We start from the raw sequence: 25110 nt of genomic DNA, 5'->3' as shown, positions 1-25110 counted from the left end.
TGTACTTCGTTCAGTCTCAGGACTGGGTGTTTAACCGTTTTCGCATTTATCGTGAAACGCTTTCGCGTTTTCGTGCGCCGCTTCAGCGGCGCTCGACCGCGTGGTCGTCCGCGAGCGCCACCGAGGCCCCTACGTCGGCAACGGCGGGGCGATCCGCCAGGGCACCCCGCACGAGATCGCGAACGAGGTCTCGGTGAACACGGCCTACGGCGTCGAACGCGTCGTGCGCCACGCCTTCGAGCTGGCCCAGGCGCCGCTCGAAACTCACCTTCGTGCACAAGACCAACGTGCTCGTCTTCTCCGGATCGCTGTGGAAGCGGCTCGTGGACGAGGTGGGAGCCACCTACGAGGACGTGGCCGTCGACTACCTCCACGTGGACGCGGCGACGATCTTCCTCGTGACCGACCCTGCTAGGTTCGACGTCATCGTCACCGACAACCTCTTCGGCGACATCCTGACCGATCTGGCCGGCGCGATCAGCGGCGGCATCGGCCTCGCCGCCTCGGGCAACATCAACCCCGACGGCGCGTTCCCCAGCATGTTCGAGCCGGTCCACGGATCCGCGCCCGACATCGCCGGGAAGCAGCTCGCCGATCCGACCGCCGCGATCCTGTCGGTGGCACTGCTGCTGGACCACCTGGGCCACACCGACGAGGCCGCTCGCGTGACGGCGGCGGTGACCGCCGACATCGAGTCCCGCGACGGCTCCGCCCGCCCCTACCTCGGCGATCGGCGACGCGGTCGTCACCCGCGCCTGCGCTGACCCGCGCCCCGGCGGCCCCTCCTCCCCGACGCCTTCGTGAGAGAGAACCCCTGATGACCATCCCCCTCCCGCTCGCTCCGCAGGGCCTCGCCTTCCAGGTGACCCCGAACCCCGAGCCGCGCTTCGCCGAGGAGCGCGACCGGATCCTGGCCGACCCCGGCTTCGGCGGCTTCTTCACCGGACCACATGGGCCGACATCTTCGAGCTGGTCGCGCGCCGGCGGCTGGCACCGGCCGCGCGTGCAGCCCTACGGGCCGATCGCGCTCGACTCCCGCCGCGGCGTCCTGCACTACGCGCAGGAGATCTTCGAGGGGATGAAGGCCTACCGCCACGCGGACGGCTCCATCTGGACGCTCCGCCCTTCGAGGCCGATCGCCGCGCGACTGCAGCGCTCGGCCTCTGCTCGCCCTGCCCGAGCCGCCGACCGCGCACTTCCTCGCGGAGTCTCTCCGCCGGCCAGCCGACGGTCGACGGCGACCGGGTGCCCTCGGAGCCCGAGACGAGCCTGTACCTGCGGCCCTTCATGTTCGCGAAGGAGGCGTTCCTGGGGGTGCGCGCGGCCGAGAAGGTCGGCTACTACGTGATCGCGAGCCCCGCCGTGCGCCTACTTCTCGGGCGGCGTCGCTCCGGTGTCGATCTGGCTGCTCGACCGCCTACGCCCGCGCGGGCAAGGAAGGCGGCACCGGCGCCGCCAAGACCGGCGGCAACTACGCCTCGCCGCTCCTCCCGCAGCAGGAGGCGTACGAGCACGGCTGCGCGCAGGAGCTGTTCCTCGACTCGCAGGAGTCGCAGTACATCGAGGAGCTCGGCGGCATGAACGTGGTGCTGGTCAAGAAGGACGGCACGCTCGTCACTCCTGGGAGTCCGGACTTCGATCCTCGAGGGCATCACGCGCGACAGCGTGCTGCAGCTCGCCGAGGACCGCGGCCACCGCGTCGAGCGGCGCCGCGTGAGCATCGACGAGTGGCGCGACGGAGTGGCGTCGGGCGATGTGGTGGAGGTGTTCGCGTGCGGGACCGCCGCGGTCATCACTCCGATCGCCGAGCTCAAGGGCGAGGGCTTCTCGGTCGGGCACGCGGACGCGCCCGCCGGCGAGCTCACGATGTCGCTGCGGGAGGAGCTGACCGGCAGCCAGTACGGACGCCGCGAGGACCGGCACGGATGGATGACGAGGTTGAACAGCGCCTTGAAGATCCGCGCGATTCGCCACGCAGCCTCGGAGGACAACGGGGGAGCGATCCACTTCGGGATCGTCGACGAGGACGACCTCGTCGTGCTCGCCGGAGGACCCGATGTTCGCCGGGTTCGACACGACGGGGGAGCGCATCCCGATCTCGGAGGCGAAGCTCCTCGCCCCGGTGATCCGCGCGCTCGAAGGTCGTCGGCATCGGCAAGAACTACTCGGACCACGCGGCGGAGATGGGCGGGGAGGCCCCGGCCGAGCCGCTGATGTTCCTCAAGCCCAACACCTCGGCGATCTGGACCGGACGAGGCGATCGTCCTGCCCGCGGACAGCCGGCAGGTGGACTACGAGGGCGAGCTCGCGATCGTGATCGGCGCCGTCGCGCGCAGCGACGCGCGGAGGACTACGAGGACGTCGTCTTCGGCTACACGATCGCCAACGACGTCACGGCGCGCGATTCTGCAGAAGAGCGACGGCCAGTGGACGCGGGCGAAGGGCTACGACACGTTCTGCCCGATCGGGCCGGTCATCGAGACCGAGTTCGTCTGGAACGAGGCGGCCCTGGAGACGCGCGTGAACGGGCGCCGCGTGCAGTCCGGGAATACCGGGGGACATGATCCACGGGGTGCCCGAGATCGTGGCCTACGTGTCGCGGGTGTTCACCCTGCTGCCGGGGGACATCATCCTCACCGGTACTCCCGCCGGGATCGGGCCGATCGCGAACGGGGACACGGTGGCGATCGACATCGAGGGGATCGGGACGCTGTTCAACCCGGTGATCGTCCGCCACTGCAACCAGCGCGACGGACAGGAAGGGCCTTCCACCTGCGGGTGGGGGAGGCCCTTCCGCGTGTCCGGGGAGGGTCAGTCAGCGATCGTCGGGCCGGTGGTCTCGTCGGGCAGCTCGTCGTCGTCGGCGACGGAATCGCTCTCCGCTGTCGAGGTCGGTGACCTGATCGGAGGTGCCGCGGTCGATCGGCGGTGCCGCCCGGAGCGGCTCCCGCCATCGAGGCGTCCGTCGCGTCCTCGCCGGGGAGAGGTGCGTCTGCGCGCCGTCGGCGGCGGTCGGGTCGGCGCCCGCCGTCGCGCCGGCTCCGGTGGTCTGCTCGGGGAGGTCCTCGTTCGCCATGGCTGCTCCTCTCCTGATCGGAACGGGAGCTCCAGCCCAGCACGGGGCGGACGGCGCCGTGCAGGACGTTGACAAACGGGCCGCAGGAGCGTCCGGCGCCTCGCGGGTCGGCACGAGGGTACGGGAGCGCTTCACCGAGCTCCCCCGAGCCTGTCAAGCGGAGTCCGTCGAAGGGGTGTTCGACGTAGCGTCGAAGGCATGAACCCGTCTCGGAACGACCCCGTCGCACGCATCGCCCGAGAGGACTTCGGCTGGACGTCGCTCCCGCCGGGGCAGCGCGAGGCGATCGAATCGGCGGCGTCCGGACGCGACACCCTGCTGGTCCTGGCGACCGGCGGCGGCAAGTCGGCGGTGTACCAGATCGCGGGAGCCGAGCGCGGCGGAGGTCGTCCTCGGTGGTCTCTCCGCTGGTCGCCCTGCAGGCCGATCAGCTCGCGCCGATCGAGGCGGCAACCCGCGGCGCCTCCCGCCGTCGCGGTGAACTTCCTCCTCGGCGCCGCGGCGGTCGCCCGGGCCTGGGAGCGCATCGACGGTGTGGCGGTCCGCTCCCTGTGCTCCCTCGCGCCGGAGCAGCTCGCGAAGGCCGAGAACGTGGCGCGGCTCGCGAAGAAGGCCGGTGTCTCGCTCCTGGTCGTCGACGAAGCCCACTGCGTCTCGAGCTGGGGTCACGACTTCCGGCCCGACTACCTCCGTCTCGCCGACGTGCGCGGCGAGCTGGGCTGACCTCCTCCGTGCTCGCGATGACCGCGACGGCGTCCGGCCCCGTGCGGGCCGAGATCATCGAGCGCCTGCGCATGACGGGACGTCCCGAGGTGCGGGTCCACGGCGTGGACCGGCCCGAGAGGCCGCCGCGGTGGTGCACCGCCACGAGAGCGAGAACGAGAAGCGCGCGGCCGTGGTCGACGAGGCGCGGAGCTACGGACGGCTCCCGGGGCTCGTCTACGTCGCCACGCGCAAGGAGACCGAGACGTACGCCGCGGAGATCGGCGCGGAGGGCCGCACGGTCGCGTGGCGTACCACGCGGGGCTCAGATTGTCCGGGACGACGGCGAGGTGCACGAGCGCTGGCGCGCGGGCGAGCTCGACGTCGTGGTCGCCACCTCCGCGTTCGGGATGGGGATCGACCGGGCCGACGTGCGCTTCGTGCTGCACGCGACGACCACGGAGTCGCTCGACGCCTACTACCAGGAGATCGGACGGGCCCGGCCGCGACCAGCGAAGCCCGGCGACCGGCGCGCTGCACTACCGCGCCGAGGACCTGGGGCTGCGCCGCGCCTTCGCGAAGCGCTCGGTCGACAAGGCAGGCCCTGCGGGTGATCTGGGCCGCGGTCACCGCGGAGCCCGGCCGCACGATCGCGGAGCTGGCGGAGGAGCTCGGGAAGCCGGCGCGGACCCTCTCCCGACTCGTCAACGATCTCGCCGACGCCGATCTGATCGAGACCGGGAAGGGCGTCCGCCCCACCCGCGAGGCGAGCGCCGACGACGCCGTGCAGGCGGTGGCCGACGCCGTGGCCTCCCGCGAGCGGATCGCGGAGTCGCGACTGTCGATGATGCGCGCCTACGCCGAGACGCAGCAGTGCCGGCGCCGCGTGCTGCTGGACTACTTCGGCGTCGAGGGCCCGGAGTGGTGCGGCAACTGCGACGGCTGCGAGCAGCACGAGGCGCAGCAGGAGGCGGCCTCGACGGCGCCGGCCGACGGCTCGCTCTCGGTCGACGAGTCGGTCGAGCACCGCGAGGGGGTACCGGCACGGTCATGAGCGTCGAGTCGGACCGGGCGACGATCTTCTTCGAGTCCGAGGGCTACAAGGTGCTGTCGTTCCAGGCCCTGGAGTCGGGAGTGCTGGGGGAGCGCGAGGACGCGACCGTCTAGGCGCTCGGGGAACGGGGAGAGGCCCCTCGCCCACCGCCGGACGGCGGGCGCGAGGGGCCTCTCGCGTGCTGGGTCGGACGTTCGAGACGGCCGAGCTCACCGCGGTGGGCGCGTCGTAGTCGCCCTCCGGGATGGCGCGCAGGGCGTCGAGGACGTCGCTGGGAGCGTTCTCCTTCTCTGCGGTCTCGACGATCGTGTCCTTCGAGGCGGGGTAGTCGATTCCGGAGAGGTACTTCTGGATCTGGATCGGGTTGGGTGCATCCATCGTGCTGTCCTTTCGTCGCCGTGCAGGTGTTACGGGGTGTAGCTCTTCGGCGAAGAGCCGGTCGAAGGCGTCGACGCGCCGGTCGGTGACCGTCGTGGGCGTCTCGAGGTGGACGGCGCCGCTGGGGATGAGCCCCGCGCCGCCGAACCGCTCCATGACGCGCCACTGCGCGGCGACGTCCTCGCCGCTGCTGCTCGGGGTGCGGCTGCTCCCAGAAGTCGAAGCCGCCGCTGGCCACCAGGGCGTCGCGGCGGTAGAGGACGCAGGCGCCGAGCCACGCGACGCGGTAGGCGCGCCAGTCGCCCTCGGCCACGTCGAGGCGGGCGGCGAGGTGCGTCAGGTTCGCCGCGTTGTGCAGGGGCCAGCGGTCGAACTCGGGCGTGCCGCGGCGCACGCGCTCGGGCTGCACGCCGTCGTCCCACGGCTGGAAGGCCGCCTGCTCGTGCGGGCGCTCGTCCTCGAGGTGCGACAGTCCCTGCACGGCGGAGCCGACGAAGCCGCAGCCGAGGCGCTCGAGGGCCTCGTGCAGGCGGAGCAGCGTGCCCGGCTCGAGCCGCACGTCATCGTCCAGGAACAGGACGGCCGGGGCGCTCGGAGGAGGCAGGTAGTGGCGCTGCTCGGCGAGACCGCGGCGCGGGACGTGACGGCTGACGAACGGCGCCCGGCCCTGCGCCTCGAGCACGCGGAGCATCGCGAGCACGGTCGGATCGTTCTCGGCGACCGCGTCGTCGGACTGATCGCTGATCATCACGCGGAACGGGGGATCGTCCTGCGCGGCGAGACCGGCGAGGGTCGCGGCCAGCTCGGCGCGGCGCCCGACGGTCGGCACGAGCACGTCGATCAGCGGGGCCTCGGGCAGGGTGGGCCGTCCCCAGTGGCCCGACCAGCGCCGGCTGATCACCGCGGTGCCGCCGATCGGATGCGCTGCACCATCTCGGCGGTGGAGTGCTCGGACACGTAGCCGACGGTGGTGACGGTGCCGCCGTAGGAGCGGACGACCACCGCCTCCTGGAGCATGTCGGGGTTGTAGTCGCCGCCCTTCACGTACACGTGCGGCTGCACGCGCTCGAGCAGCGGGATGGGGGTGTCGCCGCTGAAGAGCGTGACGTAGTCGACGCAGCCCAGCTCGGCGATCACTCCGGCGCGGTCGCCCTCGGGATTGATCGGCCGGCCCTCGCCCTTCAGCCGGCGGACGGAGTCGTCGTCGTTCACGGCGACCACCGCACGTCGCCGAGCTCGCGCCTGGCGGAGATAGGCGGTGTGCCCGCGGTGCAGGACATCGAAGCAGCCGTTGGTGAAGACGATGCGGCGGCCGCGGCGCGACTCCTCCGCGAGGACCTCGACGAGGCGGTCCTCGCCGAGGACCACGGCGCCGGGGGCGGCGAGGGAGGCGAGGAGGTCGTCGGCGGAGCAGACGGAGGTGCCGGGGCGCTGGACGACGACGTCGGCCGCCGCCTGGGCGAGGTCGACGGCGGTGGCGAGGGGGCGGCCCGCCGCCAGGGCGAGCGTGGCGGTGGCGGCGAACGTGTCGCCGGCTCCGGACGCCTGCTTCTCCTCCGCGGGCTGCGCGAAGGTGCGGCTGACCGTGCCGTCCTCGTCGAGGGCGAGGCTACCCTCGCGATCGAGGGTGACCACGACGTGGCGGGCGCCGGAGCGCTCGTGGAGCTGGTCGGCGGCGTCGCGGACGGCGGACGCTCGTGCCGCGCCGCGGCCGAGGTCGAGCCGAGGAGGGCCTCGGCCTCCTTGGCGTTGGGCGTGACGAGGTCGGGGCGGGCGAAGGCCCAGTCGGCGAGCTCGTGCGCGTCGATCACCAGCAGGTCCGGGCGGTGCCCGGCGAGCACGCGCTCGACGGCTGTGCCGAGAATGCCGGAGCCGTAGTCGCAGACGAGCACGGCGTCGGCGCCCTCGGCCGCTCGCACGGCCAGCTCGGCGAGCTGCCCGATCTCGTCCTCCGACGGGCGGTGCGGCCCGGAGTCGACTGCCAGCATGACGCTGTCGCCGCCGACCACGCGGGTCTTGATCGTGGTGGCGGCGGTGGTGCGGAGGATCGACCCGGTGTCCAGGCCCGCGCGCTCGAGCGACGCGATGAGGCGGTCGCCCTCGGGATCGCGGCCCGCGACTCGACCGTGCGGACCTCGGCGCCCAGCGCGGCCAGGTTCGCCGCGGTGTTGGCCGCGCCGCCCGCGACGTCGACCACGTCGTCGAGGCGGAGGACCGGGGCCGGGGCCTCGCGCGTCACTCGCTCGGCGTCGCCCAGCCACCAGGAGTCGAGAATGAGGTCGCCGACGACGGCGACGATCGGCGGGTGCTCGCGCACGTGCGCGACCAGCGCGCTCGCCCGCTGGAGCGCGGAGCCCTCGAGGCTCATCGCGCGCCGCCGGGGAGGACGGGGAGGCCGAGTGGACGACCGTGGTGGTGGTCATCGTCCAGCAGCTCGGGGCCGTAGCCGAAGCCGGAGCCGCTGGTGCCGCGCGGCTGGGCGCTGCCGCCCGGGGCGCCTCCGAAGACGGCGTTGATCTTGACGGTGCCGACCGGCAGTGCCGCCGCGGCGCGGTGCGCGTGCTCCATGTCGGCGGTGAGCACGGTGGCGGCCAGGCCGTAGGGGCTCGCGGCGGCGCGGAGGAGCGCCTCGTCGAAGTCGTCGACGACGACGATCAGGCGACCGGGCCGAGGTCTCCTCGGTCATCACGAGCATCTCGTCGGTGCAGTCGGCGAGGACCGTGGCGGGGTAGAAGGTGCCGTCGCCGGGCGCGCCGCCGGTGAGGGCGCGGGCGCCGGACTCGAGCGCCTCGGTCACGTGCTCGTGCACGGCGTCGCGCATGCGGGCGTCGACCAGGCGGGGGAGGGGCCCGCGCTCCAGCGCTCCGGCCTCGGTGACGAGCGCGGTGGTGAACGCCTCGGCGACGGCCCGGTGCACGTAGATCCGCTCGACGGACGTGCAGATCTGGCCGGCGTTGGCGAAGGCGCCGAGGGCGGCCTGCTCTGCAGCCCAGACCGGGTCGACGTCGGCGTCGACGACGAGCGCGTCGTTGCCGCCGTTCTCGAGGATTACGTGCGCGCCGGTGACGGCGGCGACGCGGGCCAGCGCACGGCCCGTGGCCGTGGATCCGACGTGGGCGAGGACGGCGACGCCCTCGGTGCGGGCCAGGGCGTCGCCGACCGCCGTCGCCCTCGACGAGGTGAGGACGCCCTCGGGGAGGGCCTCGGCGAGGATCCGCGTGAAGAGCGCGCCCGTGCCGGGGCTGCGCTCGCTGGGCTTGTGCACGACGACGTCGCCCGAGACGATCGCGGCGCCGAGCATGCCGGCGGCGACGGCGACGGGGTCGTTCCACGGGGTGAGCGCGAGGACGACTCCGCGCGGGTGCGGGAGGGCGAGGTCGACGGTGAGGGCGCCGCCGCGGGGCGCTTGCCGCGGTGCAGGGGGCCGAGCTCGGCGTACTGGAGGAGCGTGTCGACTCCGGCGCGGACACCGCCCAGGGCGTCGCCGGCGGGCTTGCCGGTCTCGTCGGTGTTGAGGGCGGCGAGCTCCTCTTCGCGCGCGGCGACGCGGTGGGCGGCGGCGCGCAGGAGGGCGCCGCGCTCGGCGGGCGGGGTGGCGGCCCAGCCGGGGAACGCGGCGCGGGCGCGGGCGACGGCGGCGGTCGCGGTGTTGGTGGTGGGGGTGCTGCGGGGGGCGTCGTCCGCGGTGGCGGAGTCGGCGGGGGTCGCGGTGTCGATGGTCACGGTCACCTCTCGTTCCAAGGCTCGCCGGAGGCGGCGGGCGCGTCTGCCCACGTCCGGTACCCAGGGGGTGGGCAGCTAGACTACGGCACGCGGGATTGCCGGACGGTGTTGCGCGGGAGGGGGTGGTGCGGCGCGGTTGCGCAGAAGTCGCGGGAAGGGCTGGCGGTCACCGCAACTTCTGGAGGAGAGCGCTGAGGGAGGGAGGAGGGGAGGTTCGGGTGGGCCGGCGAGGCGGTTCCGCAGAAGTTGCGGGAGGGGCTCGCGCTCACCGCAACTTCTGGAGGAGGGGAGGCGTCAGAAGGTGACGGCCGCGAGGCGGCTCGTGCCGGGGTCGCCGGTGCCGAGCACGACGAGGCTCCGGACGGGGGACGCGAGGGCGTCGTCCGGCACCGGGAACGACTGCTCCGACTCCGCGGTGAGCGGTCCGAGGACCGTGCCCAGGAGGTCGGGCGGGCGCGGGGCGTCGACGGCGAAGCTCCTCTCGCTGAGGAGGAGGAAGGGGTCGTACGCCGGAGCGACGGTGACGCCCGTCAGGGTGACCCAGACGGTGCCGTCCTCCCGGCGGTCGATCGAGACCTGCCCGGCGGCGTCGGCCGAGAGACCGGTGAGTGCTCCGGTCAGCGGGAGGCGCTCGCCGAGGGGCTCGACGGCCGATCGCGGGGTGCTCCCGGACGAGGCGGTCGGAGTGCTCGTCGGCGCGGCGGCGGCCGACGCGGTCGCGCGGGCGCCGGCTCGGTGCAGGCCGTCAGCGCGAGCGCGAGGCCCGCCAGCAGGAGTACCGATCTCGGCACGCGGTTCATCGACATCGAGGGGCCCCACCCGCGATCGCACGACCGCTCGCAGCCGACGATACGCGAGGGCCGCGACCGGACGTGCTCAGGCGGCGCCGAGGCGCGTCACCGCGGCGGCGATCGCGCCGGTGGTCTCGCCGTCGGGCCAGCGCAGCACGACGCCCTCGCCGGCGACGAGTCGGCCGATCGGAGCGGTCTCGGCGTGCGGCGAGCGCATCCGCCCTGCCCCGGCCGATCGGCGGTGAGCATCGCGAAGCCGGGGAAGCAGGAGAACCAGTCGGCGACCCCGGCCGCAGCGGGGCGGGGGACCGCGGCGACGTCGATCTCGGCACCGCCGCCGGACGCCTCGGCGAGCATGCCGACGGTGCCGACGAGGCCCGCCATGCTCACGTCCTTCGCGCCGTCGGGAGCGCAGGCGCCGACACTCGCCGCGAGGGAGCGGAGGACCTCGGGGAGCGCCCCGAGGTCGAGTCCCACTGGGCTCCCGCGTACCCGGGACGCCACGAGCCGCTCAGATCGGCCGTCAGGCTCAGCTCGTGGCCCAGCGGCGCGGAGCCTGGGACGGGACGCGCGGTGCGGCCGAGCCCGGTCACACTCAGCGCGGCGGGCACGCCGAGCTGGGTGTGGCCGCCGAGCAGCGGCACGCCCCAGGCCGCGGCGGCGTCGCGGAGGCCGCGCAGGATCCGGGCGGCGGAGTCGGTATCGCGGGCGCCGACCGCGTCGAGCAGGCCGACGGGGTCCGCGCCCATGGCGGTGAGGTCGTTGACGTTCACGAGCACGGAGCACCAGCCCGCCCACTCCGGATCCCGCTCGACCATCGAGGGGACGATCGCGTCGCAGACGGCGACGAGGTCCGAGCCGGGGACGGGGGCGCCGTCGTCCCCGCGGAAGCCGGGGCCGCCGAGCTGTCCGGCGAAGGCCTCGAGCAGCAGGCCGAGAGAGGCCTTGGCCGCGCGGGCCAGGCGGTCGAAGCGGTCGATCGGCCAGCGCATCCGCACGTGCGGCAGGCTCGCGACGTCGGCGGTGCCGAGGCGGTTCCAGCCGAGGCGGCGGAAGAGCACCTCGTTCTGCCGCTGCACGGTCGCCTCGAAGCGGATCACGCCCCGCGACTCCGCCTCCGCGCACGCGGCGCGCACGAGGGCCGCGCCCAGGCCGGCCGCACCGCGGGCGTCGCGCCGCACGACCAGGCGGCTGCCGGTCCACCAGCCGAGGTCCTGCTCGAGGGCGGGTGCCAGGCGCACTCCGCCGACGACCTCGCCGCCGAGCCGGGCGACGAGCACCACCGTGCGCGGGTCGTCGTCGAGGGCGTCGCCGTCGTCGGAGTCGAACAGCTGCTGCTCCTCGACGAACACCGCTCGGCGCAGGGCACGGTAGGCGAGAAGCCCGGCCGCGTCGGCGACGGTGATCGAGAGCGGCGCGGCCGGAGCGATCCTCCGCACGCCCTCGAGGATCGACAGCTCCATCAGGCGCCGGCGGTCTTCAGCACGCCGCACGCGCCGCAGGCGGCGCAGCCCGCCTTCTGGCCCGAGGAGAGCATGCCCGCCGCGATCAGCAGCGCGGCCACCTGCTCGCTGACCGTCTCGAGGAGCGAGCCGGCGGGCGGGAGGACGTGGTCCACCTCCGTCGCGAGCGTGCCCTTCAGAGGGCGGAACGGGACGACGAACGGGTACACGCCCATCTCGATCAGCTCGCCGGCGCTCGCGACGAGCTGGTCCGGATCCTCGCCGAGGCCGACGAGGAGGTAGGTCGAGACCTGGTTGCGGCCGAAGATCCGCACGGCCTCCGCCCACGCCTCCTTGTACTTCTCGGTCGAGACGCGGGCCTTGCCGGGGGTCCAGCGGCGGCGGATGTCGTCGTCCATCGACTCGATGTGGATGCCGATCGAGAGGGCGCCGGCGTCCTTGAGCTCCTGCAGCGCGGCGAGATCCTCGGGCGGCTCGCACTGCACCTGGATCGGGAGGCCCGGCACCGCCTCGAGCACGGCGCGGACGCAGCGGGCGAGGTGCCGGGCGCCGCGGTCGCGGCCCTTGGAGGTGCCGGTCGTCATCACCATCTGGCGGATGCCGTCGAGCCGGGCGGCCGCCTCGGCGACCTCGGCCAGCTGCGACGGCGTCTTCACCGCGATGGTGGAGTCGTTCGCCAGGGACGCCTCGATGGCGCAGAACCGGCAGCGCTCGGCCTCGTCGTAGCGCATGCAGGTCTGCACGACGGTGGTGGCCAGGATGTTGCGGCCGTGCAGCCGCGCGATCTTCTCGTAGGAGACTCCGTCGGCCGTCTCGAGGTCGTAGAACCGGGGGCGCTTCACGGGCTCGACGTCCAGGCCCAGATCGGCGCCGTCGAGCAGCAGCCGGCCGTTCGTGACGGAGTAGGGGCTGCGCGGATTCACGGGGATCGCGGCACCGAGGCCGCCGATCACGACGTGTCCGTCGTCGCTGGGCCCGGCTCCCGCCTCCCGGTGCACGGGGGCGTCGACGCGGATGCCCTGCAGAGCGATGTCGACGCGGGTACGCAGGGCGCTCGGGGCGGAGCCGCAGCCGCCGCCGAAGTCGGTGTCGGCATCCGGGACGGTGGCGGTGGCGGTGCGCAGGCGGGGCATCTGCAGGTCGGTCATGGGGCTCCTCGGTGCGATCGAGTCGAGCGGTGCGCGGCGCGGACGTCCGTCGCCGTGAGCACCCATCCAAGGCGCCGGGTGTTTCCGATCGATGACATCCGGAACGCGATCCTGTTACATCCGCGACGGCTGTCGTGTAACGCAGGCTTCTTCCGCTCGAAACCACACGGAAACAGGGGCGGCCTTGACTGATCGGTACCCGGAGGCGTCCTCGACGACCCGGCCCCGTCGCTCCGCTCGTCCCGATCCGCCCCGAGCGACACGGCATCACCCGCATCACAGCACGACCGCATCACCGGCTCTCCTGTCACTGCACCACTCCACCATCGCACCGCGCTGAGGCGCAGTCGTCCTTCCCCTCGCACCTGCGCCTCTCGGCGCAGTCCCTCGACGAACCCCGGAGGTTCCCGTGTCCGACATCGAAGACCAGATCACCGCCAACATCGAGAAGTCCCGCTCCGAGATCGCGCACCCGTCGCTCCCGAACGGCAGCAACCTCTACGGCTCGACGAAGGTGTTCCCCGACTACCAGGCCGAGCCCGGCCAGTCGTACTTCACCCTCGTGCACGGCATCGCGCACGAGTCCTCCGTCAGCTTCGTCGCGATCCTGCAGGCGACCCGCGCGGCACGGAAGGGCTTCGAGTCGGCGGTCTACTTCTACGGCCCGGGCACCATCAACGCCATGGCGACCCGCGGCTTCCCGACGGTCGGCGACTCCGGCTTCCCCGGCGAGCAGAACATCAACAACGCGCTGAAGACCTTCATCGAGGAGGGCAACCGCGTCTTCGTCTGCCGCTTCGGCATGGCGCTGCACGGACTCCGCGAGGAGGACCTGATCGAGGGCACGATCCCGTGCCACCCGCTCGACGTGCAGGACGCCCTCATCCACTACGCCCGCAAGGGCGCCATCATCAACTCCACCTACAACCTCTAGGCGCTCGCCATGACGATCGTGGGATCCGTCGCGGCCAACTTCACCCGCGACCTCGACCAGAACTACGCGCTCATCCAGGCGCTCGTGGAGGAAGGCGAGGGAGAAGCGGGTCGAGTTCCTCGCACTGCCCGAGGCCGCGATCGGCGGCTACCTCTCCTCGCTCGGCAACCACGGCGACACGATCCGCACCACCACGCGGTCGATGCCGCCGGCGATCTCGCTGGACGGGCCGGAGCTGCGCCGCGTGCGTGAGATCGCGGGCGACCTCCTCGTCGCGATCGGCTTCTGCGAGCTCGACGAGGACGGCGAGACCCGCTACAACGCGGCGGCGCTGCTGGACGGCGGGCAGATCTACGGCAGCTACCGCAAGGTGCACCAGCCGCTGGGCGAGCACCTGTCGTACTCGCCGGGGCCGGGCTATGCCGTGCACGACACCCCGGTCGGCCGGGTGGGACTGCAGATCTGCTACGACAAGGCCTTCCCGGAGGCGGCGCGCTCGATGGCGCTGGACGGCGCCGAGATCATCGCCTCGCTCTCGGCCTGGCCCGCCGCGCGCACCGCGACCGCCGAGAACCTGCAGGAGGACCGCTGGACCTACCGGTTCAGCCAGTTCGACATCGCCCGGGCTCTCGACAACCAGGTGTTCTGGATGGCGTCGAACCAGTCGGGCACCTTCGGATCGCTGCGCTACGTCGGCAACGCGAAGATCGTCGATCCGGGCGGCAACATCCTCGCGACGACGCTGCTGGGCTCCGGGATGGCGGTGGCCGAGATCGACGTGCAGGGCACGTTCGAGGCGATGCGCGGAGGCATGTTCCACCTGCGTGACCGCCGCCCCGACGCGTACGACATCGACCGGGTCTGGAGCGGAGGGCTCGTCCATGCCCGAGATGACCTTCTCCGTCCGCTGGCCCGACGGTGTCGAGGAGCGCTGCTACTCGCCGAGCCTGGTGATGCACGACTTCCTCGCCGCGGGCGAGAGCTACCCGCTCCAGGAGTTCGTCGGCCGCTCGAGCGAGGCGCTGCGCATCGCGAGCGACCGCGTGCGAGCGAAGTTCGGCTTCGCCTGCACCTCCGCGATGCAGCAGGAGGCGGACATCGTCGCCGCGGCCGCCCGCTTCGACGGCGGGCACGTCCGCGTGCTGGCCATGGATCCGCCGGCGGTGCCGTCGTGACCGCGCTCGAGAACGGCCGGCACGTCGAGGTCGCGGTGATCGGAGCGGGCCAGGCCGGTCTCTCGATCAGCCGCCTCCTCACCGACGACGGAGTGGACCACCTCGTGATCGAGCGCGACACGATCGCGCACGACTGGCTCGACCGGCGCTGGCGGAACTTCACCCTGGTCACCCCGAACTGGCAGTGCCGGCTGCCCGGGTACCCGTACGACGGCGACGACCCCGACGGCTTCATGACGCGCGACGAGGTGCACGCGTGGGTCCGCCGCTACGCCGAGTCCTTCGACGCGCCGGTCGCCGAGGGCACCGAGGTGCTGCGGATGCGCGAGCAGGAGGGCGGCGGGTTCGAGGTCGTCACCTCGCGCGGGACGATCACCGCCGACCGCGTCGTCGTGGCGACGGGCGGCTACCACCGGCCCGTGCTGCCGGCCGTGGCGCAGCGCCTCCCCGACTCCGTCGTGCAGCTGCACTCGGCCGACTACCGCTCGGCCGCGGACCTCCCGGACGGCGGCGTGCTCGTCGTCGGATCGGGTCAGTCCGGCGCGCAGATCGCGGAGGACCTCTTCCTCGAGGGCCGCGAGGTGCACCTGGCGCTGGGCACGGCTCCGCGGGTCGCCCGCTTCTACCGCGGGCGCGACTGCGTCGCCTGGCTCTCGGACATGGGCGTCTACGACGTGCCCGTGCACGCGCAGGTCGGCGGGCTCTCGAAGCGGGAGTCGACGAGACCACTACGTCACGGGGCGCGACGGCGGGCGCGACATCGATCTGCGCGCCTTCGCCCGCGACGGCATGCGGCTCTACGGCCGGCTGCAGAAGGTCGACGGCGGCGTGCTGCGCTTCGCCCCGACGGCGGAGGCGTCGCTGGACTACGCGGACTCGGTGGCGGAGTCGATCAAGAACGACATCGACGCGTACATCGAGCGCTCGGGAGTGCAGGCCCCTGCGGAGTGCGCGGTACTCGCCCGTCTGGCGCCCGGAGCGCGAGATCGAGGAGGTCGATCTCGCCGCGGCCGGGATCACGAGCGTGATCTGGGCGGTCGGCTTCCGCTCCGACTACTCCTGGGTGCAGGTCGGGGCCTTCGACGGCTCGGGCCACCCGACGCACCGACGCGGAGCCACGGCCGTCCCCGGCCTGTACTTCCTCGGCCTGCCGTGGCTGCACACCTGGGGCTCCGGCCGGTTCGAGGCCGTCGCGCGGGATGCGGAGCACCTCGTCGGGCTGCTGCGTGCGGACGCTCCGTCGCCCCGGTTCGCGGGCGCCGCGGTACGGTGACGCCGACCGGCCGCGAGCGCGGGGCCGGGAGGCGGGAGTGGGGACCATGACGACGATCACGATGGCCGCGGTGGCGGCGCACTTCGGCCGCGATCTCGAGCGCACGCTCGTGAAGCTGCCCGGGATCATCGGCGGCGCCCGCGAGAGGGGGTCGACCTGCTCGTGCTGCCCGACGCGACGCTCGGCGGCTACCTGCTCGACCTGCACCACCCGGGACCGGACGACCTGCCGCAGGCCGTCCGAGGTGGACGGGCCCGAGGTGGCCGCCGTCGCTCGGATGGCGGGCGACACGACGGTGTGCTTCGGCATCGCCGAGCGGGCGCTCGAGCGCGGCGAGGTGCGCCGCTACAACACGGCCGTCTGCGTGCAGGGCGGAGTCGTCGTCGGCACGCACCGCAAGGTCCATCTGCCGCTGGGGGAGTCGGAGGTCTACGCGGCCGGAGATCGTTTCGGCTCGTTCGACAGCCCGGTCGGGAGGATCGGCATGATGATCGACTTCGACAAGACGTTCCCGGAGTCGGCGCGCTCGCTGGCACTGGATGGCGCCGAGATCCTCTGCTGCCTGAGCGCCTGGCCCGCGAGCGTCACCGACCGCTCCGACCGCATCCGCAACGACCGCCAGGCGCACCTGTTCGACCTCTACGACTGCGCGCGGGCGGCCGAGAACCAGGTGTACCTCGTGTCCTCGAACCAGACCGGGGTGCTGGGCGGGCTGCGCTTCCTCGGCCAGGCCAAGGTCGTCGATCCGGCGGGGGAGATCGTCGCGAAGACCTGGGCCAAGGGCGGGCTCGCGAGCGCGTCCGACGATGTGTCGGCCGCGGTGGCGCGCGCCCGCCGCAGCATGGACCACCTCCGCGACCGCGCGGAGCACAGCTACCACCCGGCCGTGCGCCTCGCGCCGGGACTCGACTAGAGGGAGCCCGCCCGTGCGGATCGCGCTGCTGACCTACTCCACCCGGCCGCGCGGCGGAGTGGTGCACACCCTCGCCCTGGCCGAGGCGCTCGCCGGCCGGGGTCACGAGATGACGGTGTGGACGCTCGGGCGCGGCGGCGACGAGGCCTTCTTCCGACCCGTCGATCCGGCGGTGCGGGTGCGGGTCGTGCCGTTCGCGGCCCGCGACGACGAGAGCGTCCGGCGACCGCATCGTCCGCCCCCTCGCCGCGATGGCCGCGGCGCTGGGCGGGCAGGCCGACGTGGTGCACGCGCAGGACTGCATCTCGGCGAACGCGGCGCTCGACGCGCACTTCGCGGGGCCGGGCGGACTGCTGCGCACCGTGCACCACCTCGACGAGTTCACGACTCCGGCGCTCGTCGCGTGCCACGAGCGCGCCCTGATCGGACCGTCGGCGCTGCTCTGCGTCTCGCAGGCGGTCGCCGACGACGTGGCTCTGGGGTGGGGGCGGCGGGCGGAGGTGATCCCGAACGGAGTGGACGCGGCGCGGTTCGCGGCGGCGTCCGGGAGCGACGCGGCGCTGGCGTGGCGCGCCCGGCTCGGCCCGTACATGCTCGCCCTCGGCGGCATCGAGCCGCGCAAGGGCAGCATCGACCTGCTCGGGGCGCACGCCGGCCTGGCTCCGGGCACGGCGCTCGTGTTCGGCGGGGAGAGACGCTCTTCGACTACCGGCCCTACCGCGAGGAGTTCGAGCGGCGGGCCCGCGAGCTCGGGGTCGCACCCGTCGTGCTGGGCACGCTGGCGGAGGAGCACGTCGCGCCGCTCGTCGCCGGTGCGTCGGTGCTCGGCTTCGTCTCGACCAAGGAGGGCTTCGGCCTCGCGGCGATGGAGGCACTTGCCGCAGGGGTGCCGGTCGTCGCCCGCGATCTGCCGGTCCTGCGCGAGGTGTTCGGGGACGCGGTGGCTTACGGGGCGGACGTCGAGGGGATCCGGGCCGCACTCGCCGCGGCGCTCGACGAGGTCGGCACCGCGCGACGGTCGGGCGCTGGCGTTCTCCCACGACTGGCGCGATGTCGCCGCTCGGCACGAGGACCTCTACCGCCGGCACCTGGACCTCTGATGCGCCGCTCCTTCTCGCGCTGCCCGACGGCGCTCGCCGACGCGAGCCGGAGCGGATCGTGGTGATCGCGGACGACCGCACCCTCACCGCGGGCGAGCCCGAGGCCGAGAGCACACGGCTCGCCCGGTCCTACCTCGCGCGGGGAGTGGCGCACGACTCGCTCGTGGCCGTCTCGCTCCCGAACACGGCCGAGTTCGTCGTGGTCTGCGCGGCGGTCTGGAAGGCGGGCGCGACTCCGCTGCCCTGTCGCGGGACCTCTCGCCGCGCGAGCGGGCGGAGATCGCCGAGCTCGCGCGCCCGGCGCTGACCGTCGGCTTCGCGCTCGACGAGGTGCCGTCGGTGCGGCCGGGCACCGCGCGGACCCGGCGCTGCCCGATGCGCCGCTGCCGGACGCCGCCGCGTCCTCGTGGAAGGCGCCCGCCTCCTCCGGCAGCACCGGCCGCCCCAAGATCGTGCTCGCCACCGCACCCGCCGTCATGGACCCCACGCAGCCGGTCGCCGCGTTCCTGCCCGGAGGGTGCAGCTGGTCACGGGGCCGCTCAGCCACTCCGCGACGTTCACCTACGCCTTCCGCGGGCTGCTGACGGGTCAGCGGCTCGTGATCCTGCCGCGCTTCGACGAGCGCAGGGTGCTCGCCGCGATCCAGGAGCACCGGGTCACCTGGGCGCTGCTGGTGCCCACGACGATCCACCGGCTGCTGCGGTGGCCGGGGCACCGCGACGCCGACGTGTCCTCGCTCGAGACGGTGCTGCACCTGGGCTCGCCCTGCCCGCCGGCGGACAAGCGCGGGCTGATCGACTGGGCTGGGCGACCGGACGGTGGTCGAGGTGTACGCGGGCAGCGAGTCGAACGGGTTGACGATGATCCGCGGTGACGAGTGGCTCGAGCGGCCCGGCAGCGTCGGCCGGCCGATCGGCGGAACGAGGTGCGCATCCTCGATGCGCACGGTGCGCCGGTGCCGGTGGGGCGGCCGGGTGCGATCTGGATGCGGCGCGGCGCGGATCCGGCGTACCGCTACCTCGGCGGGGAGTCGCGGCGGAGCGACGACGGCTGGGACACGCTCGGCGACCTCGGATCGCTCGACGCCGACGGCTGGCTGACCGTGCTCGACCGTGCCGACGACCTGGTGCTCCGCGGCGGGGTGAGCATCCACCCGGCCGAGATCGAGCGGGTGCTGGAGGAGCACCCGGACGTGCGCGGCGCCGTCGCGTTCGGCGTGCCGGACGAGGACCTGGGGCAGGCGGTGGAGGCGGTGGTGGACATCGCCCAGGGCGGACGTGGGGCGGAGGAGCTGCTCGGCGTTCGCGCAGGAGCGGCTGGGGCGCGCACGGACGCCGCGGGCCCTGCGGCTGCAGCAGGAGCCGGTGCGCAGCGACGCGGGGAAGGTGAACCGGCGGCGGCTGGCCGAGGGTGAGCGCGCTCCTCCAGAAGTCGCGGTATCGGCGCGCGCTCACCGCAACTTCTGGAGGAGGAGCGCGAAGCGAAGAGGAGGAGCAGCCAGAAGAAGGAGAAGGGCGGGGCAGCCCGGACCGTCAGGCGCGCGGGCAGTGCAGCTGCGTGCGCTCGCCCGAGCGGTCGATCCCTGGTAGCAGCGCCATCAGGCGGCCGCAGAGCGAGGCAGACCGGGTCCGCGGGGGCGACGTAGGGCTCCTCCGGACGGCGCCGATGCCGACGTGGGCGGGCCCGGTGAAGGTAGATCGCGCCGTTGATCCGGTTGTAAAGCCCGGCTTGCCGTCGAACAGGTTCATCGGGTTCGGCGTCCGCTCGCGACGGTCCTCGCGTTCTTCCTTCGTGCCATAACCATTAGTATACGAACTAATCGCGGCAGGAGCCAGGAGTCGCGGGCCAGGAGTCACGGGATTCTGCTGTCGAGCGGTCGGCATCCGGGTGGCAGACTGACCGGATGAGTGCAGCCGTGCCGGCGACGTCCGGCTCGGACGCGCGAGTCGTCGGGTCGACGACGCGATCTCCTTCTACACGGACGCCTACCGCGGTTCGCGGTTCCGGGCGGAGCCGCTGCCCGACTCCTTCTTCTTCCGCTACACGGCGCTGGGCGACGAGCGGGTGAGCATCCGGACCTCGGAGTTCCGCGGCTCGGTCCGCGGCGAGATCGCTCCGGAGGGCGAGTACGTCGTCTCGTGGCTGCACGCGGGCCGCGGGATGATGGACGTCGGCCGGGACGAGACTCCGCTGCAGCGCGCCCGCCCCGCCGTGTTCCCCACCGGGCGCCCGTTCGAGTTCGACTTCGGCGAGTACGACCAGCGGCTCGTCCACGTGGACGCGGAGTTCCTCGAGGGCTCGCCGCGGAGTCGACGGGGACCGACGTGGCCCCGCCGTCTTCGACCACCACGCGGTGCCCCACCCCGCGGCGGTCGGCGAGTGGTGGAGCGCGGTGAACGACCTCTCGGGTCTGCTCGGCGGCACGGCCACCGTCCTGCAGCTGGCCGAGGCCGATCGGGGCGTGGCGCTGCGCCTCCTCGCCGCGTTCCCGCACCGGCCGGTGCGCATGCCGACCAGATCCTCCGACCGCGGAACGCGCACCTCCTGCGTGCCGCCGAGTTCGTCCACGCCTTCGCCTCGTCGCCGATCTCGCTCGCCGACATCGCCACCGCGGCGGCGCTCACCCCGCGGGCGCTGCAGCTCGCGTTCCGACGGCACTTCGGGCTCACCCCGCTGGGCTACCTCCGCGACGTGCGGCTCGACCGCGCGCGCGACGAGCTGCTCCGAGCGGAGCCGTCCCGCACGACCATCTCCGCGGTGGCGGCGCGGTGGGGATTCCCGAACGCGGGGCGCTTCGCCGGTGCCTACGCGCAGCGGTTCGGCGAGTACCCGCTCGAGACGCTGCGACGGGGGCGCTGAGGCTCGGCAGCCGAGCCGGTGCTCAGGGTCCGCCGAGCCGGTGGTCGATGCGGTGGTGGTCCGGCGTGAACCCGTGGTCGACTCCCCAGAGCACGGCCTGCGTGCGGCTGGTCGCCCCGATCTTGCCGTAGACGCTGCGGATGTAGGACTTCACCGTGTTGGGCTGAGGTAGGTGAGCGCGGCGACGTCGGCGTTGCTCTTGCCCTGGGTGATGAGCGCCAGGATCTCGGACTCGCGGTCGGTGATGCCCTCGTGCCGTCCCGGCCAGTCGAGTCCGGGCGCGCTCCGGCCCGCTGCGGAGGATCGCTGACGACCACCTCACCGGCCGCGACCCGCTCGAGGCGGTCACGAGATCGCGCGCGGGCAGGGTCTTCGAGAGGTAGCCGTGACACCCTGCTCGAGCGCGTCGGCGACGAGCGTCGGGCGAGTTCCAGGTGTAGACGACGACGTGGCGGGCTCGCGGGTTGCGCACCAGGCCGGCGATCTCGTCGTGGTCCGACTCCGGCTGCGCGAACGAGTCGTACAGCACGATGTCGATGGAGTCGGACAGGGTCGCGTTCGCGTCGATCTCGGCGACGAGCACGCGGTGCCGGTAGTGGTCGAACATGTGGGCGAGGCCGGTGAGGACCACGTCGTAGTCGTCGACGAGCGCGACGGTGAGGGCGCGGTCCGGGACATGGCTCGGACGCTACCGCACGGTGCTGAGCGGAGACCACACCCCAGGGGTGTACCGGTAGAGCCCTGCGGGTGGGACTGTTGCCTCAGGCCCCGCGCACGCGGGGCTCCCACGCGGACCCGGTCCGCAGAACGGAAGGTGACCATCGTGATCGGTCTCATCATCAGCATCATCGTCGTCGGTCTCATCGCCGGAGCGCTGGCGCGACTGGTCGTCCCCGGACGCCAGAACATCAGCATCCTGATGACCATCGTGCTCGGCATCGTCGGCTCGTTCGTCGGCGGGTTCCTCGGGTTCCTGATCTTCGGTCAGGACGCGGGCGACGGCTTCCTCCAGCCGGCCGGCATCATCGGCTCGATCATCGGGGCGATCATCGTCCTGCTGGTCTACACCCGCTTCGCCGGACGCTCGGGCTCGCGCCGCTGAGCATCCGACGCCGTTCCTGATCGCTGAGGTTTCGGACCGAGCCGGACAGGGAAGGGGAGGAGTGCACCTTCCCGGATCCGGCCCGCCGGTTCCGCAGCACCGAGAGGAACACCCCGTGGTCGCCATCGCCCCCTCCGAGCGTTTCGACGGAGTCGAGAGGATCGCCGTGCTGCGCGGCGGCGGTCTCGGCGACCTGCTGTTCGCGCTGCCCGCCGTGGATGCGCTGGCCGCCAGCCTACCCCGACGCCTCGATCACCCTGCTCGGCACCCCCGCGCACAAGGTCCTGCTCGAGGGCGGAGTGTCGCCCGTGGCGGACGTCGAGGTCCTCCCCGTCGCCCAGGGCGTCCGGGACGGCGAGGGCGAGGATCCGCGGGTCGTCGAGGACTTCACCGCCCGGATGCGCGCGCGCTCCTTCGACCTCGCCGTGCAGCTGCACGGCGGCAGTCGCTACTCCAACCCGTTCCTCTCGCGGCTCGGCGCCCGGCACACCGTCGGCTGCCGCACGCCCGACGCCGCCGAGCTGGAGCGCACGATCCCCTACGTCTACTACCAGCACGAGATGCTGCGCGCACTCGAGGTCGTCGGCCTCGCGGGCGCCGGGCCGTGCGGCGCCGAGCCTCGAGCTCCACGTCGACGTCGAGCGGCGCGACCGGCTCGCCGCGACCCTGGGCGGAGACGGCCCGCTCGTGCTGATCCACCCGGGGGCGACGGATCCTGCCGCCGCTGGCCCTCCGAGTCGTTCGCCGCGGTGGCCCGGGCCCTGCTCGAGGACGGAGCGCGCGTGCTCGTCGTCGGAGACGACTCCGATGTGCCCGCGGCCGACGATCGTCGAGCCGCCCCGGTGCCGAGTCGTGGGCCGGGCGCGTGGAGCTGCGCGACCTCGCTCCGCTGCTCTCGCTCGCCGATCTGGTGCTGGGCAACGACAGCGGGCCGCGCCACCTCGCGGCGGCGGTCGGCGCTCCACCGTCGGCGTCTTCTGGGTGGGCAACGCCATCAACGCGGCACCGCTGGGTCGCCAGCGCCACCGCGTGCAGCTGAGCTGGACGACGGCCTGCCCCGTCTGCGGTCGCGACAGCACCCAGGTCGGCTGGACGGCTCCGCGCTGCGAGCACGACCCGTCCTTCGTCTCGGACGTGCGGATCGAGGCCGTGCTGGAGGACGTGCGCGAGGTCCTCGCCGCCGCCCGGTGAGACGCGAGATGCCACTCCGGGACGCCCGCGACGGCGTGTCGCGGACCGGAGTGGCATCTCGCGGTGACCCCTAGGGGATCAGAAGGCTCACGGCCAGGACGGCTCCTCCTCGTGCGTGATGACGAGCTCGCGCACCTCGCAGCCCTGCGGCTGACCGAGGACGAACATGACGGCGTTCGCCACGTTCTCGGGCTCGTTGAGCAGGGCGTCGGGGCCCGGCTTGTACTGCGCGTCGCGGTCGTCGAAGAAGCGCGTGCTTCATGCCGGACGGGATGAGCGTCGTGACGCCGATCTCGCCCTTGGTCTCGGCGGCGAGGGCGCGGGTGAAGCCGAGGACGCCGAACTTCGACGCGCAGTACGCGGTCGCGTCCGAGACGGCCTTGATCGCGAGCGACGAGGCGACGGTGACGACGCGGCCGTGCGTCTCGGTGAGGAACGGCAGCGCCGCCCGGACCACCGCGGCGGTGCCGAGGAGGTTGACCGAGATGACGCGCTCCCACTCCTCCGGGTCGACGTCGACGAGGCGGCCGCACCGGTCGATGCCGGCGGCGGTGACGACGGCGTCGAGTCCGCCGTGCTCGCGGGCGATCTCGACGACGGCCTTCTCGGCCTCGCGGGTCTTCGCGACGTCCACCTGGTAGGCGGCGACGCCCTCCGTCACGGTCCGAGACGTCGCGGTCGAGCACGATCAGGGTGCCGCCCGCGGCGGTGACGGCGGCCGCGACGGCGGCGCCGAGGCCCGAGGCGCCTCCGGTGATCAGGACGCGGCCGATGGGGGTGGGGGTGAGACTCATGATGTCCTTCTGGGTGACGGTGCGACGGGTCGCGGAGGGCTCGCCGTCGCGGGGCGGGAGTGGTGAGGTCAGCCGACGCGGGCGAAGTGCCGCGGCGAGGTGGGTGGTCGATCGGCCCGGGTGGTACGGCACGGTGAGCACGCGCCCGCCCCACTCGGCGACGGTCGCGGTCTCGGGCAGGGACTCGGCGGAGTAGTCGCCGCCCTTCACCCAGACGTCGGGGCGGATGCGGCGCAGCGCCTCGTCGGGGGTGTCCTCGCCGAGGACGAGCACCGCGTCGACGCACTCGAGTGCGAGCAGCAGGTCGACCCGGTCGTCCTCGGGGATGATCGGGCGCGACGCCCCCTTGAGGCGGCGGACCGAGTCGTCCGAGTTGAGGCAGACGATCAAGCAGTCGCCCAGCGCCCGTGCGGCCGAGAGCGTGCGGGCGTGGCCCGCGTGCAGCAGGTCGAAGCAGCCGCCGGTCGCGACGACCGTGCCGCCGGCGCCGCGGACGGCCTCGGCGACGCGCAGCGCGTCGACTCCGGCGCTGTGCAGCACGGCGGTGTCGGTCGGAGCGGCGAGCGAGGCGACGCCTCCCGCGAGGAGGTAGGCGCCCGCGTCCGCGACGGCGTCGCTCACGGCCTGGGAGGGCGTCGCTCCGCCCGCGAGGGCCACGGCGGCCGACGCGGCGAAGCGGTCGCCCGCTCCGCACGGATCGGTCGGCGGCACGGAGGCGGCCGGGACCACCACGGGCACACCGGCGCCGCGCGAGCGCACCAGAGCCCCGCTGCCGCCCATGGTCACCGCGACGGCGCCGCACCGGCGCTTCGAGCAGGGTGGTGGCGGCCGTCTCGGCGAGGGTGACGCCGCGTCCGCTCGCGCCCGAGAACCCGGTCGCCTCGGCGAGGTTCGGAGTCGCGAGCGTCGTGCCCGCGACGGGAGCGGTGCGCGCGCGGGTGCGGATCCCACACCGGGGGGACCGCGAGTGCGTCGAGAGCCGCGCGGAGCGACTTGTCCTCGGTCAGGCGGCGGCCGTAGTCGGCGACGACGACGGCGTCCGCGCCCTGGAGCGCCTCGAGCATGCCGTCGGTGACGGTGGGGACCGGCGGGCGCTGCAGCCGCGGTCGAACCGCACGACGGCCTGGCCGGAAGCGGCCACGCGGGTCTTGACGGGCGTCGGCGCTCCGGACGGCCCGCGACCAGGCGGATCCCGTCGAGGGCCCCGCGCAGCTCGGCCACGTCGGCGTCGGAGTCGTCGGCCAGGGCCGTCCCGGGGTGACGTCGTGCCCGTCGCGGGCGAGCATCCGCGCCACGAGTCCGGCACCGCCGGCGCGCACGCCGCGCGTCGAGACGTCGACGACGGGCACCGGCGCGTCGGGGCTCAGCCGCTCGGCCGGCCCCGAGAGGTCGACGTCGAGCATCACGTCGCCGACGACGGCGATCCGCAGGCGC

The 25110-nt window shown here is 73.5% G+C and carries 27 protein-coding genes and 12 pseudogenes; 24 read left to right on the top strand and 15 right to left on the bottom strand.

The genetic code is table 11. The features are described 5' to 3' along the window. Nucleotides 1–91: 91 nt before the first annotated feature. The 5 pseudogenes from AC0CII_RS00810 to AC0CII_RS00790 all read left to right on the top strand — a co-directional run. Nucleotides 92–804, top strand: a pseudogene (locus AC0CII_RS00810) (isocitrate/isopropylmalate family dehydrogenase); the annotation flags it as partial. A gap of 13 nt (nucleotides 805–817) precedes the next feature. Then, nucleotides 818–1947, top strand: a pseudogene (locus AC0CII_RS00805) (branched-chain amino acid aminotransferase); the annotation flags it as partial. Between the two features lie 236 nt (nucleotides 1948–2183). After that, nucleotides 2184–2387: pseudogene (locus tag AC0CII_RS00800) on the top strand (fumarylacetoacetate hydrolase family protein); the annotation flags it as partial. Beyond that, nucleotides 2287–2493 (top strand): annotated as a pseudogene (locus AC0CII_RS00795) (fumarylacetoacetate hydrolase family protein); the annotation flags it as partial. The pseudogenes AC0CII_RS00800 and AC0CII_RS00795, both read left to right, overlap by 101 nt. Nucleotides 2494–2560: 67 nt before the next feature. Then, nucleotides 2561–2665: pseudogene (locus tag AC0CII_RS00790) on the top strand (fumarylacetoacetate hydrolase family protein); the annotation flags it as partial. 150 nt (nucleotides 2666–2815) lie between these two features. Here the strand turns inward: AC0CII_RS00790 and AC0CII_RS00785 are convergent. After that, nucleotides 2816–3076: a hypothetical protein gene (locus AC0CII_RS00785; protein WP_465228416.1), complete on the bottom strand. Its 261-nt coding sequence runs from the start codon at nucleotides 3074–3076 to the stop codon at nucleotides 2816–2818. A 198-nt stretch (nucleotides 3077–3274) separates the two neighbouring features. Here AC0CII_RS00785 and AC0CII_RS00780 point away from each other — a divergent pair, with 198 nt between their 5' ends. The 3 genes from AC0CII_RS00780 (at nucleotide 3275) to AC0CII_RS00770 (ending at nucleotide 4832) form a co-directional block, all read left to right on the top strand. After that, a complete protein-coding gene (locus tag AC0CII_RS00780) occupies nucleotides 3275–3799 on the top strand; it encodes a DEAD/DEAH box helicase (protein ID WP_465228401.1) in 525 nt (174 codons plus the stop codon). Between the two features lie 329 nt (nucleotides 3800–4128). Then, the gene (locus AC0CII_RS00775; protein ID WP_465228400.1) at nucleotides 4129–4392 is read left to right on the top strand and encodes a helicase-related protein; all 264 of its coding nucleotides are present in this window, start codon (nucleotides 4129–4131) and stop codon (nucleotides 4390–4392) included. Next, nucleotides 4389–4832: a MarR family transcriptional regulator gene (locus tag AC0CII_RS00770; RefSeq protein WP_465228399.1), complete on the top strand. Its 444-nt coding sequence runs from the start codon at nucleotides 4389–4391 to the stop codon at nucleotides 4830–4832. The genes AC0CII_RS00775 and AC0CII_RS00770 overlap by 4 nt, the downstream gene beginning before the upstream one ends. Nucleotides 4833–5099: 267 nt before the next feature. Here AC0CII_RS00770 and AC0CII_RS00765 read toward each other — a convergent pair. Next, nucleotides 5100–5210: pseudogene (locus AC0CII_RS00765) on the bottom strand (DUF2795 domain-containing protein); the annotation flags it as partial. Nucleotides 5211–5295: 85 nt separating this feature from the next. Between AC0CII_RS00765 and AC0CII_RS00760 the strand changes: the two are divergent. Next, nucleotides 5296–6171, top strand: coding sequence for a hypothetical protein (locus tag AC0CII_RS00760; RefSeq protein ID WP_465228398.1), 876 nt, complete (start codon nucleotides 5296–5298; stop codon nucleotides 6169–6171). On the opposite strand, the gene AC0CII_RS00755 is transcribed toward AC0CII_RS00760, so the two are convergent. From AC0CII_RS00755 to AC0CII_RS00715, 9 genes and pseudogenes are all read right to left on the bottom strand, one after another. Next, nucleotides 6108–6845, bottom strand: coding sequence for a PfkB family carbohydrate kinase (locus AC0CII_RS00755; RefSeq protein ID WP_465228397.1), 738 nt, complete (start codon nucleotides 6843–6845; stop codon nucleotides 6108–6110). The two genes, AC0CII_RS00760 and AC0CII_RS00755, sit on opposite strands and share 64 nt — an antisense overlap. A 172-nt stretch (nucleotides 6846–7017) precedes the next feature. Further along, nucleotides 7018–7578: a hypothetical protein gene (locus AC0CII_RS00750; protein ID WP_465228396.1), complete on the bottom strand. Its 561-nt coding sequence runs from the start codon at nucleotides 7576–7578 to the stop codon at nucleotides 7018–7020. Further along, nucleotides 7575–7805, bottom strand: a complete 231-nt coding sequence (locus AC0CII_RS00745; RefSeq protein ID WP_465228411.1) for a hypothetical protein — start codon at nucleotides 7803–7805, stop codon at nucleotides 7575–7577. Before AC0CII_RS00745 ends, AC0CII_RS00750 begins: the two co-directional genes overlap by 4 nt. Before the next feature lie 136 nt (nucleotides 7806–7941). Continuing rightward, nucleotides 7942–8517 (bottom strand): annotated as a pseudogene (locus tag AC0CII_RS00740) (aldehyde dehydrogenase family protein); the annotation flags it as partial. A 143-nt stretch (nucleotides 8518–8660) separates the two neighbouring features. Then, nucleotides 8661–8933, bottom strand: a pseudogene (locus AC0CII_RS00735) (aldehyde dehydrogenase family protein); the annotation flags it as partial. A gap of 294 nt (nucleotides 8934–9227) precedes the next feature. Further along, entirely contained in the window at nucleotides 9228–9752 is a 525-nt protein-coding gene (locus AC0CII_RS00730; protein WP_465228395.1) for a hypothetical protein, read from the bottom strand. Between the two features lie 77 nt (nucleotides 9753–9829). Further along, on the bottom strand, nucleotides 9830–10108 hold the full coding sequence (locus AC0CII_RS00725; protein WP_465228394.1) for a hypothetical protein: 279 nt from the start codon (nucleotides 10106–10108) through the stop codon (nucleotides 9830–9832). A 2-nt stretch (nucleotides 10109–10110) separates the two neighbouring features. Further along, complete coding sequence (locus AC0CII_RS00720; RefSeq protein WP_465228393.1) at nucleotides 10111–11187, bottom strand: MSMEG_0567/Sll0786 family nitrogen starvation N-acetyltransferase; 1077 nt, start codon at nucleotides 11185–11187, stop codon at nucleotides 10111–10113. Next, nucleotides 11187–12335, bottom strand: a complete 1149-nt coding sequence (locus AC0CII_RS00715; protein WP_465226148.1) for an MSMEG_0568 family radical SAM protein — start codon at nucleotides 12333–12335, stop codon at nucleotides 11187–11189. The genes AC0CII_RS00720 and AC0CII_RS00715 overlap by 1 nt, the downstream gene beginning before the upstream one ends. A gap of 409 nt (nucleotides 12336–12744) precedes the next feature. Between AC0CII_RS00715 and AC0CII_RS00710 the strand changes: the two genes are divergently transcribed. The 12 genes and pseudogenes from AC0CII_RS00710 to AC0CII_RS00655 all read left to right on the top strand — a co-directional run bounded on the left by AC0CII_RS00710 (nucleotide 12745) and on the right by AC0CII_RS00655 (nucleotide 19144). Next, nucleotides 12745–13269, top strand: coding sequence for an MSMEG_0572/Sll0783 family nitrogen starvation response protein (locus AC0CII_RS00710; protein WP_056867650.1), 525 nt, complete (start codon nucleotides 12745–12747; stop codon nucleotides 13267–13269). A 9-nt stretch (nucleotides 13270–13278) separates the two neighbouring features. Further along, a complete protein-coding gene (locus tag AC0CII_RS00705; RefSeq protein WP_465228392.1) occupies nucleotides 13279–13521 on the top strand; it encodes a hypothetical protein in 243 nt (80 codons plus the stop codon). Beyond that, nucleotides 13409–13996: pseudogene (locus tag AC0CII_RS00700) on the top strand (carbon-nitrogen hydrolase family protein); the annotation flags it as partial. The gene AC0CII_RS00705 and the pseudogene AC0CII_RS00700, both read left to right, overlap by 113 nt. A 154-nt stretch (nucleotides 13997–14150) precedes the next feature. Continuing rightward, nucleotides 14151–14444, top strand: a complete 294-nt coding sequence (locus AC0CII_RS00695) for an MSMEG_0570 family nitrogen starvation response protein (protein WP_465226147.1) — start codon at nucleotides 14151–14153, stop codon at nucleotides 14442–14444. Continuing rightward, the gene (locus tag AC0CII_RS00690) at nucleotides 14441–15472 is read left to right on the top strand and encodes a flavin-containing monooxygenase (protein WP_465228391.1); all 1032 of its coding nucleotides are present in this window, start codon (nucleotides 14441–14443) and stop codon (nucleotides 15470–15472) included. Before AC0CII_RS00695 ends, AC0CII_RS00690 begins: the two co-directional genes overlap by 4 nt. Continuing rightward, nucleotides 15469–15717 (top strand): hypothetical protein, encoded by a 249-nt coding sequence (locus AC0CII_RS00685; RefSeq protein ID WP_465228390.1) that lies wholly within the window; start codon nucleotides 15469–15471, stop codon nucleotides 15715–15717. The genes AC0CII_RS00690 and AC0CII_RS00685 overlap by 4 nt, the downstream gene beginning before the upstream one ends. A 46-nt stretch (nucleotides 15718–15763) precedes the next feature. After that, entirely contained in the window at nucleotides 15764–16630 is an 867-nt protein-coding gene (locus AC0CII_RS00680) for a carbon-nitrogen hydrolase family protein (protein ID WP_465228389.1), read from the top strand. Nucleotides 16631–16881: 251 nt separating this feature from the next. Then, a pseudogene (locus AC0CII_RS00675) lies at nucleotides 16882–17100 on the top strand (MSMEG_0565 family glycosyltransferase); the annotation flags it as partial. Beyond that, a complete protein-coding gene (locus AC0CII_RS00670) occupies nucleotides 17034–17795 on the top strand; it encodes a glycosyltransferase (RefSeq protein ID WP_465228410.1) in 762 nt (253 codons plus the stop codon). The pseudogene AC0CII_RS00675 and the gene AC0CII_RS00670, both read left to right, overlap by 67 nt. Then, nucleotides 17789–18037: an AMP-binding protein gene (locus AC0CII_RS00665; RefSeq protein WP_465228388.1), complete on the top strand. Its 249-nt coding sequence runs from the start codon at nucleotides 17789–17791 to the stop codon at nucleotides 18035–18037. The genes AC0CII_RS00670 and AC0CII_RS00665 overlap by 7 nt, the downstream gene beginning before the upstream one ends. Before the next feature lie 99 nt (nucleotides 18038–18136). After that, complete coding sequence (locus AC0CII_RS00660) at nucleotides 18137–18604, top strand: AMP-binding protein (protein WP_465228387.1); 468 nt, start codon at nucleotides 18137–18139, stop codon at nucleotides 18602–18604. Nucleotides 18605–18655: 51 nt separating this feature from the next. Further along, the gene (locus AC0CII_RS00655; protein WP_465228386.1) at nucleotides 18656–19144 is read left to right on the top strand and encodes an AMP-binding enzyme; all 489 of its coding nucleotides are present in this window, start codon (nucleotides 18656–18658) and stop codon (nucleotides 19142–19144) included. Nucleotides 19145–19262: 118 nt separating this feature from the next. Here AC0CII_RS00655 and AC0CII_RS00650 read toward each other — a convergent pair whose 3' ends face one another. Continuing rightward, complete coding sequence (locus AC0CII_RS00650) at nucleotides 19263–19478, bottom strand: hypothetical protein (RefSeq protein WP_465228385.1); 216 nt, start codon at nucleotides 19476–19478, stop codon at nucleotides 19263–19265. A 316-nt stretch (nucleotides 19479–19794) separates the two neighbouring features. Between AC0CII_RS00650 and AC0CII_RS00645 the strand changes: the two genes are divergently transcribed. Then, nucleotides 19795–20589 (top strand): helix-turn-helix transcriptional regulator, encoded by a 795-nt coding sequence (locus tag AC0CII_RS00645; protein WP_465228384.1) that lies wholly within the window; start codon nucleotides 19795–19797, stop codon nucleotides 20587–20589. A 22-nt stretch (nucleotides 20590–20611) separates the two neighbouring features. On the opposite strand, the gene AC0CII_RS00640 is transcribed toward AC0CII_RS00645, so the two are convergent. Then, nucleotides 20612–21220 carry a MalT transcriptional regulator family protein gene (locus tag AC0CII_RS00640; RefSeq protein ID WP_465228383.1) on the bottom strand — a complete coding sequence of 203 codons (609 nt, stop codon included), beginning with the start codon at nucleotides 21218–21220 and terminating at the stop codon, nucleotides 20612–20614. Nucleotides 21221–21412: 192 nt separating this feature from the next. Here AC0CII_RS00640 and AC0CII_RS00635 point away from each other — a divergent pair, with 192 nt between their 5' ends. Next, entirely contained in the window at nucleotides 21413–21691 is a 279-nt protein-coding gene (locus tag AC0CII_RS00635) for a GlsB/YeaQ/YmgE family stress response membrane protein (protein WP_207404727.1), read from the top strand. Nucleotides 21692–21909: 218 nt separating this feature from the next. Beyond that, nucleotides 21910–22956, top strand: a complete 1047-nt coding sequence (locus AC0CII_RS00630; protein ID WP_465228382.1) for a glycosyltransferase family 9 protein — start codon at nucleotides 21910–21912, stop codon at nucleotides 22954–22956. 13 nt (nucleotides 22957–22969) lie between these two features. Here the strand turns inward: AC0CII_RS00630 and AC0CII_RS00625 are convergent. Both AC0CII_RS00625 and AC0CII_RS00620 read right to left on the bottom strand, forming a co-directional pair. After that, a pseudogene (locus AC0CII_RS00625) lies at nucleotides 22970–23676 on the bottom strand (SDR family oxidoreductase). 68 nt (nucleotides 23677–23744) lie between these two features. Then, nucleotides 23745–25106, bottom strand: a pseudogene (locus AC0CII_RS00620) (PfkB family carbohydrate kinase). Nucleotides 25107–25110: the final 4 nt, after the last annotated feature.

Source organism: Rathayibacter sp. AC182 (genome assembly GCF_979253875.1).
This window is presented reverse-complemented; position numbering and strand designations above follow the sequence as displayed.

Bases quoted from the DNA above. Each gene is read 5' to 3' on its own strand.
- AC0CII_RS00785 (WP_465228416.1), bottom strand. From the start codon at position 3,076: ATGGCGAACGAGGACCTCCCCGAGCAGACCACCGGAGCCGGCGCGACG.
- AC0CII_RS00780 (WP_465228401.1), top strand. From the start codon at position 3,275: ATGAACCCGTCTCGGAACGACCCCGTCGCACGCATCGCCCGAGAGGAC.
- AC0CII_RS00750 (WP_465228396.1), bottom strand. From the start codon at position 7,578: ATGAGCCTCGAGGGCTCCGCGCTCCAGCGGGCGAGCGCGCTGGTCGCG.
- AC0CII_RS00725 (WP_465228394.1), bottom strand. From the start codon at position 10,108: ATGGCGGGCCTCGTCGGCACCGTCGGCATGCTCGCCGAGGCGTCCGGC.
- AC0CII_RS00720 (WP_465228393.1), bottom strand. From the start codon at position 11,187: ATGGAGCTGTCGATCCTCGAGGGCGTGCGGAGGATCGCTCCGGCCGCG.
- AC0CII_RS00715 (WP_465226148.1), bottom strand. From the start codon at position 12,335: ATGACCGACCTGCAGATGCCCCGCCTGCGCACCGCCACCGCCACCGTC.
- AC0CII_RS00705 (WP_465228392.1), top strand. From the start codon at position 13,279: ATGACGATCGTGGGATCCGTCGCGGCCAACTTCACCCGCGACCTCGAC.
- AC0CII_RS00695 (WP_465226147.1), top strand. From the start codon at position 14,151: ATGCCCGAGATGACCTTCTCCGTCCGCTGGCCCGACGGTGTCGAGGAG.
- AC0CII_RS00680 (WP_465228389.1), top strand. From the start codon at position 15,764: ATGACGACGATCACGATGGCCGCGGTGGCGGCGCACTTCGGCCGCGAT.
- AC0CII_RS00650 (WP_465228385.1), bottom strand. From the start codon at position 19,478: ATGAACCTGTTCGACGGCAAGCCGGGCTTTACAACCGGATCAACGGCG.
- AC0CII_RS00630 (WP_465228382.1), top strand. From the start codon at position 21,910: ATGCGCTGGCCGCCAGCCTACCCCGACGCCTCGATCACCCTGCTCGGC.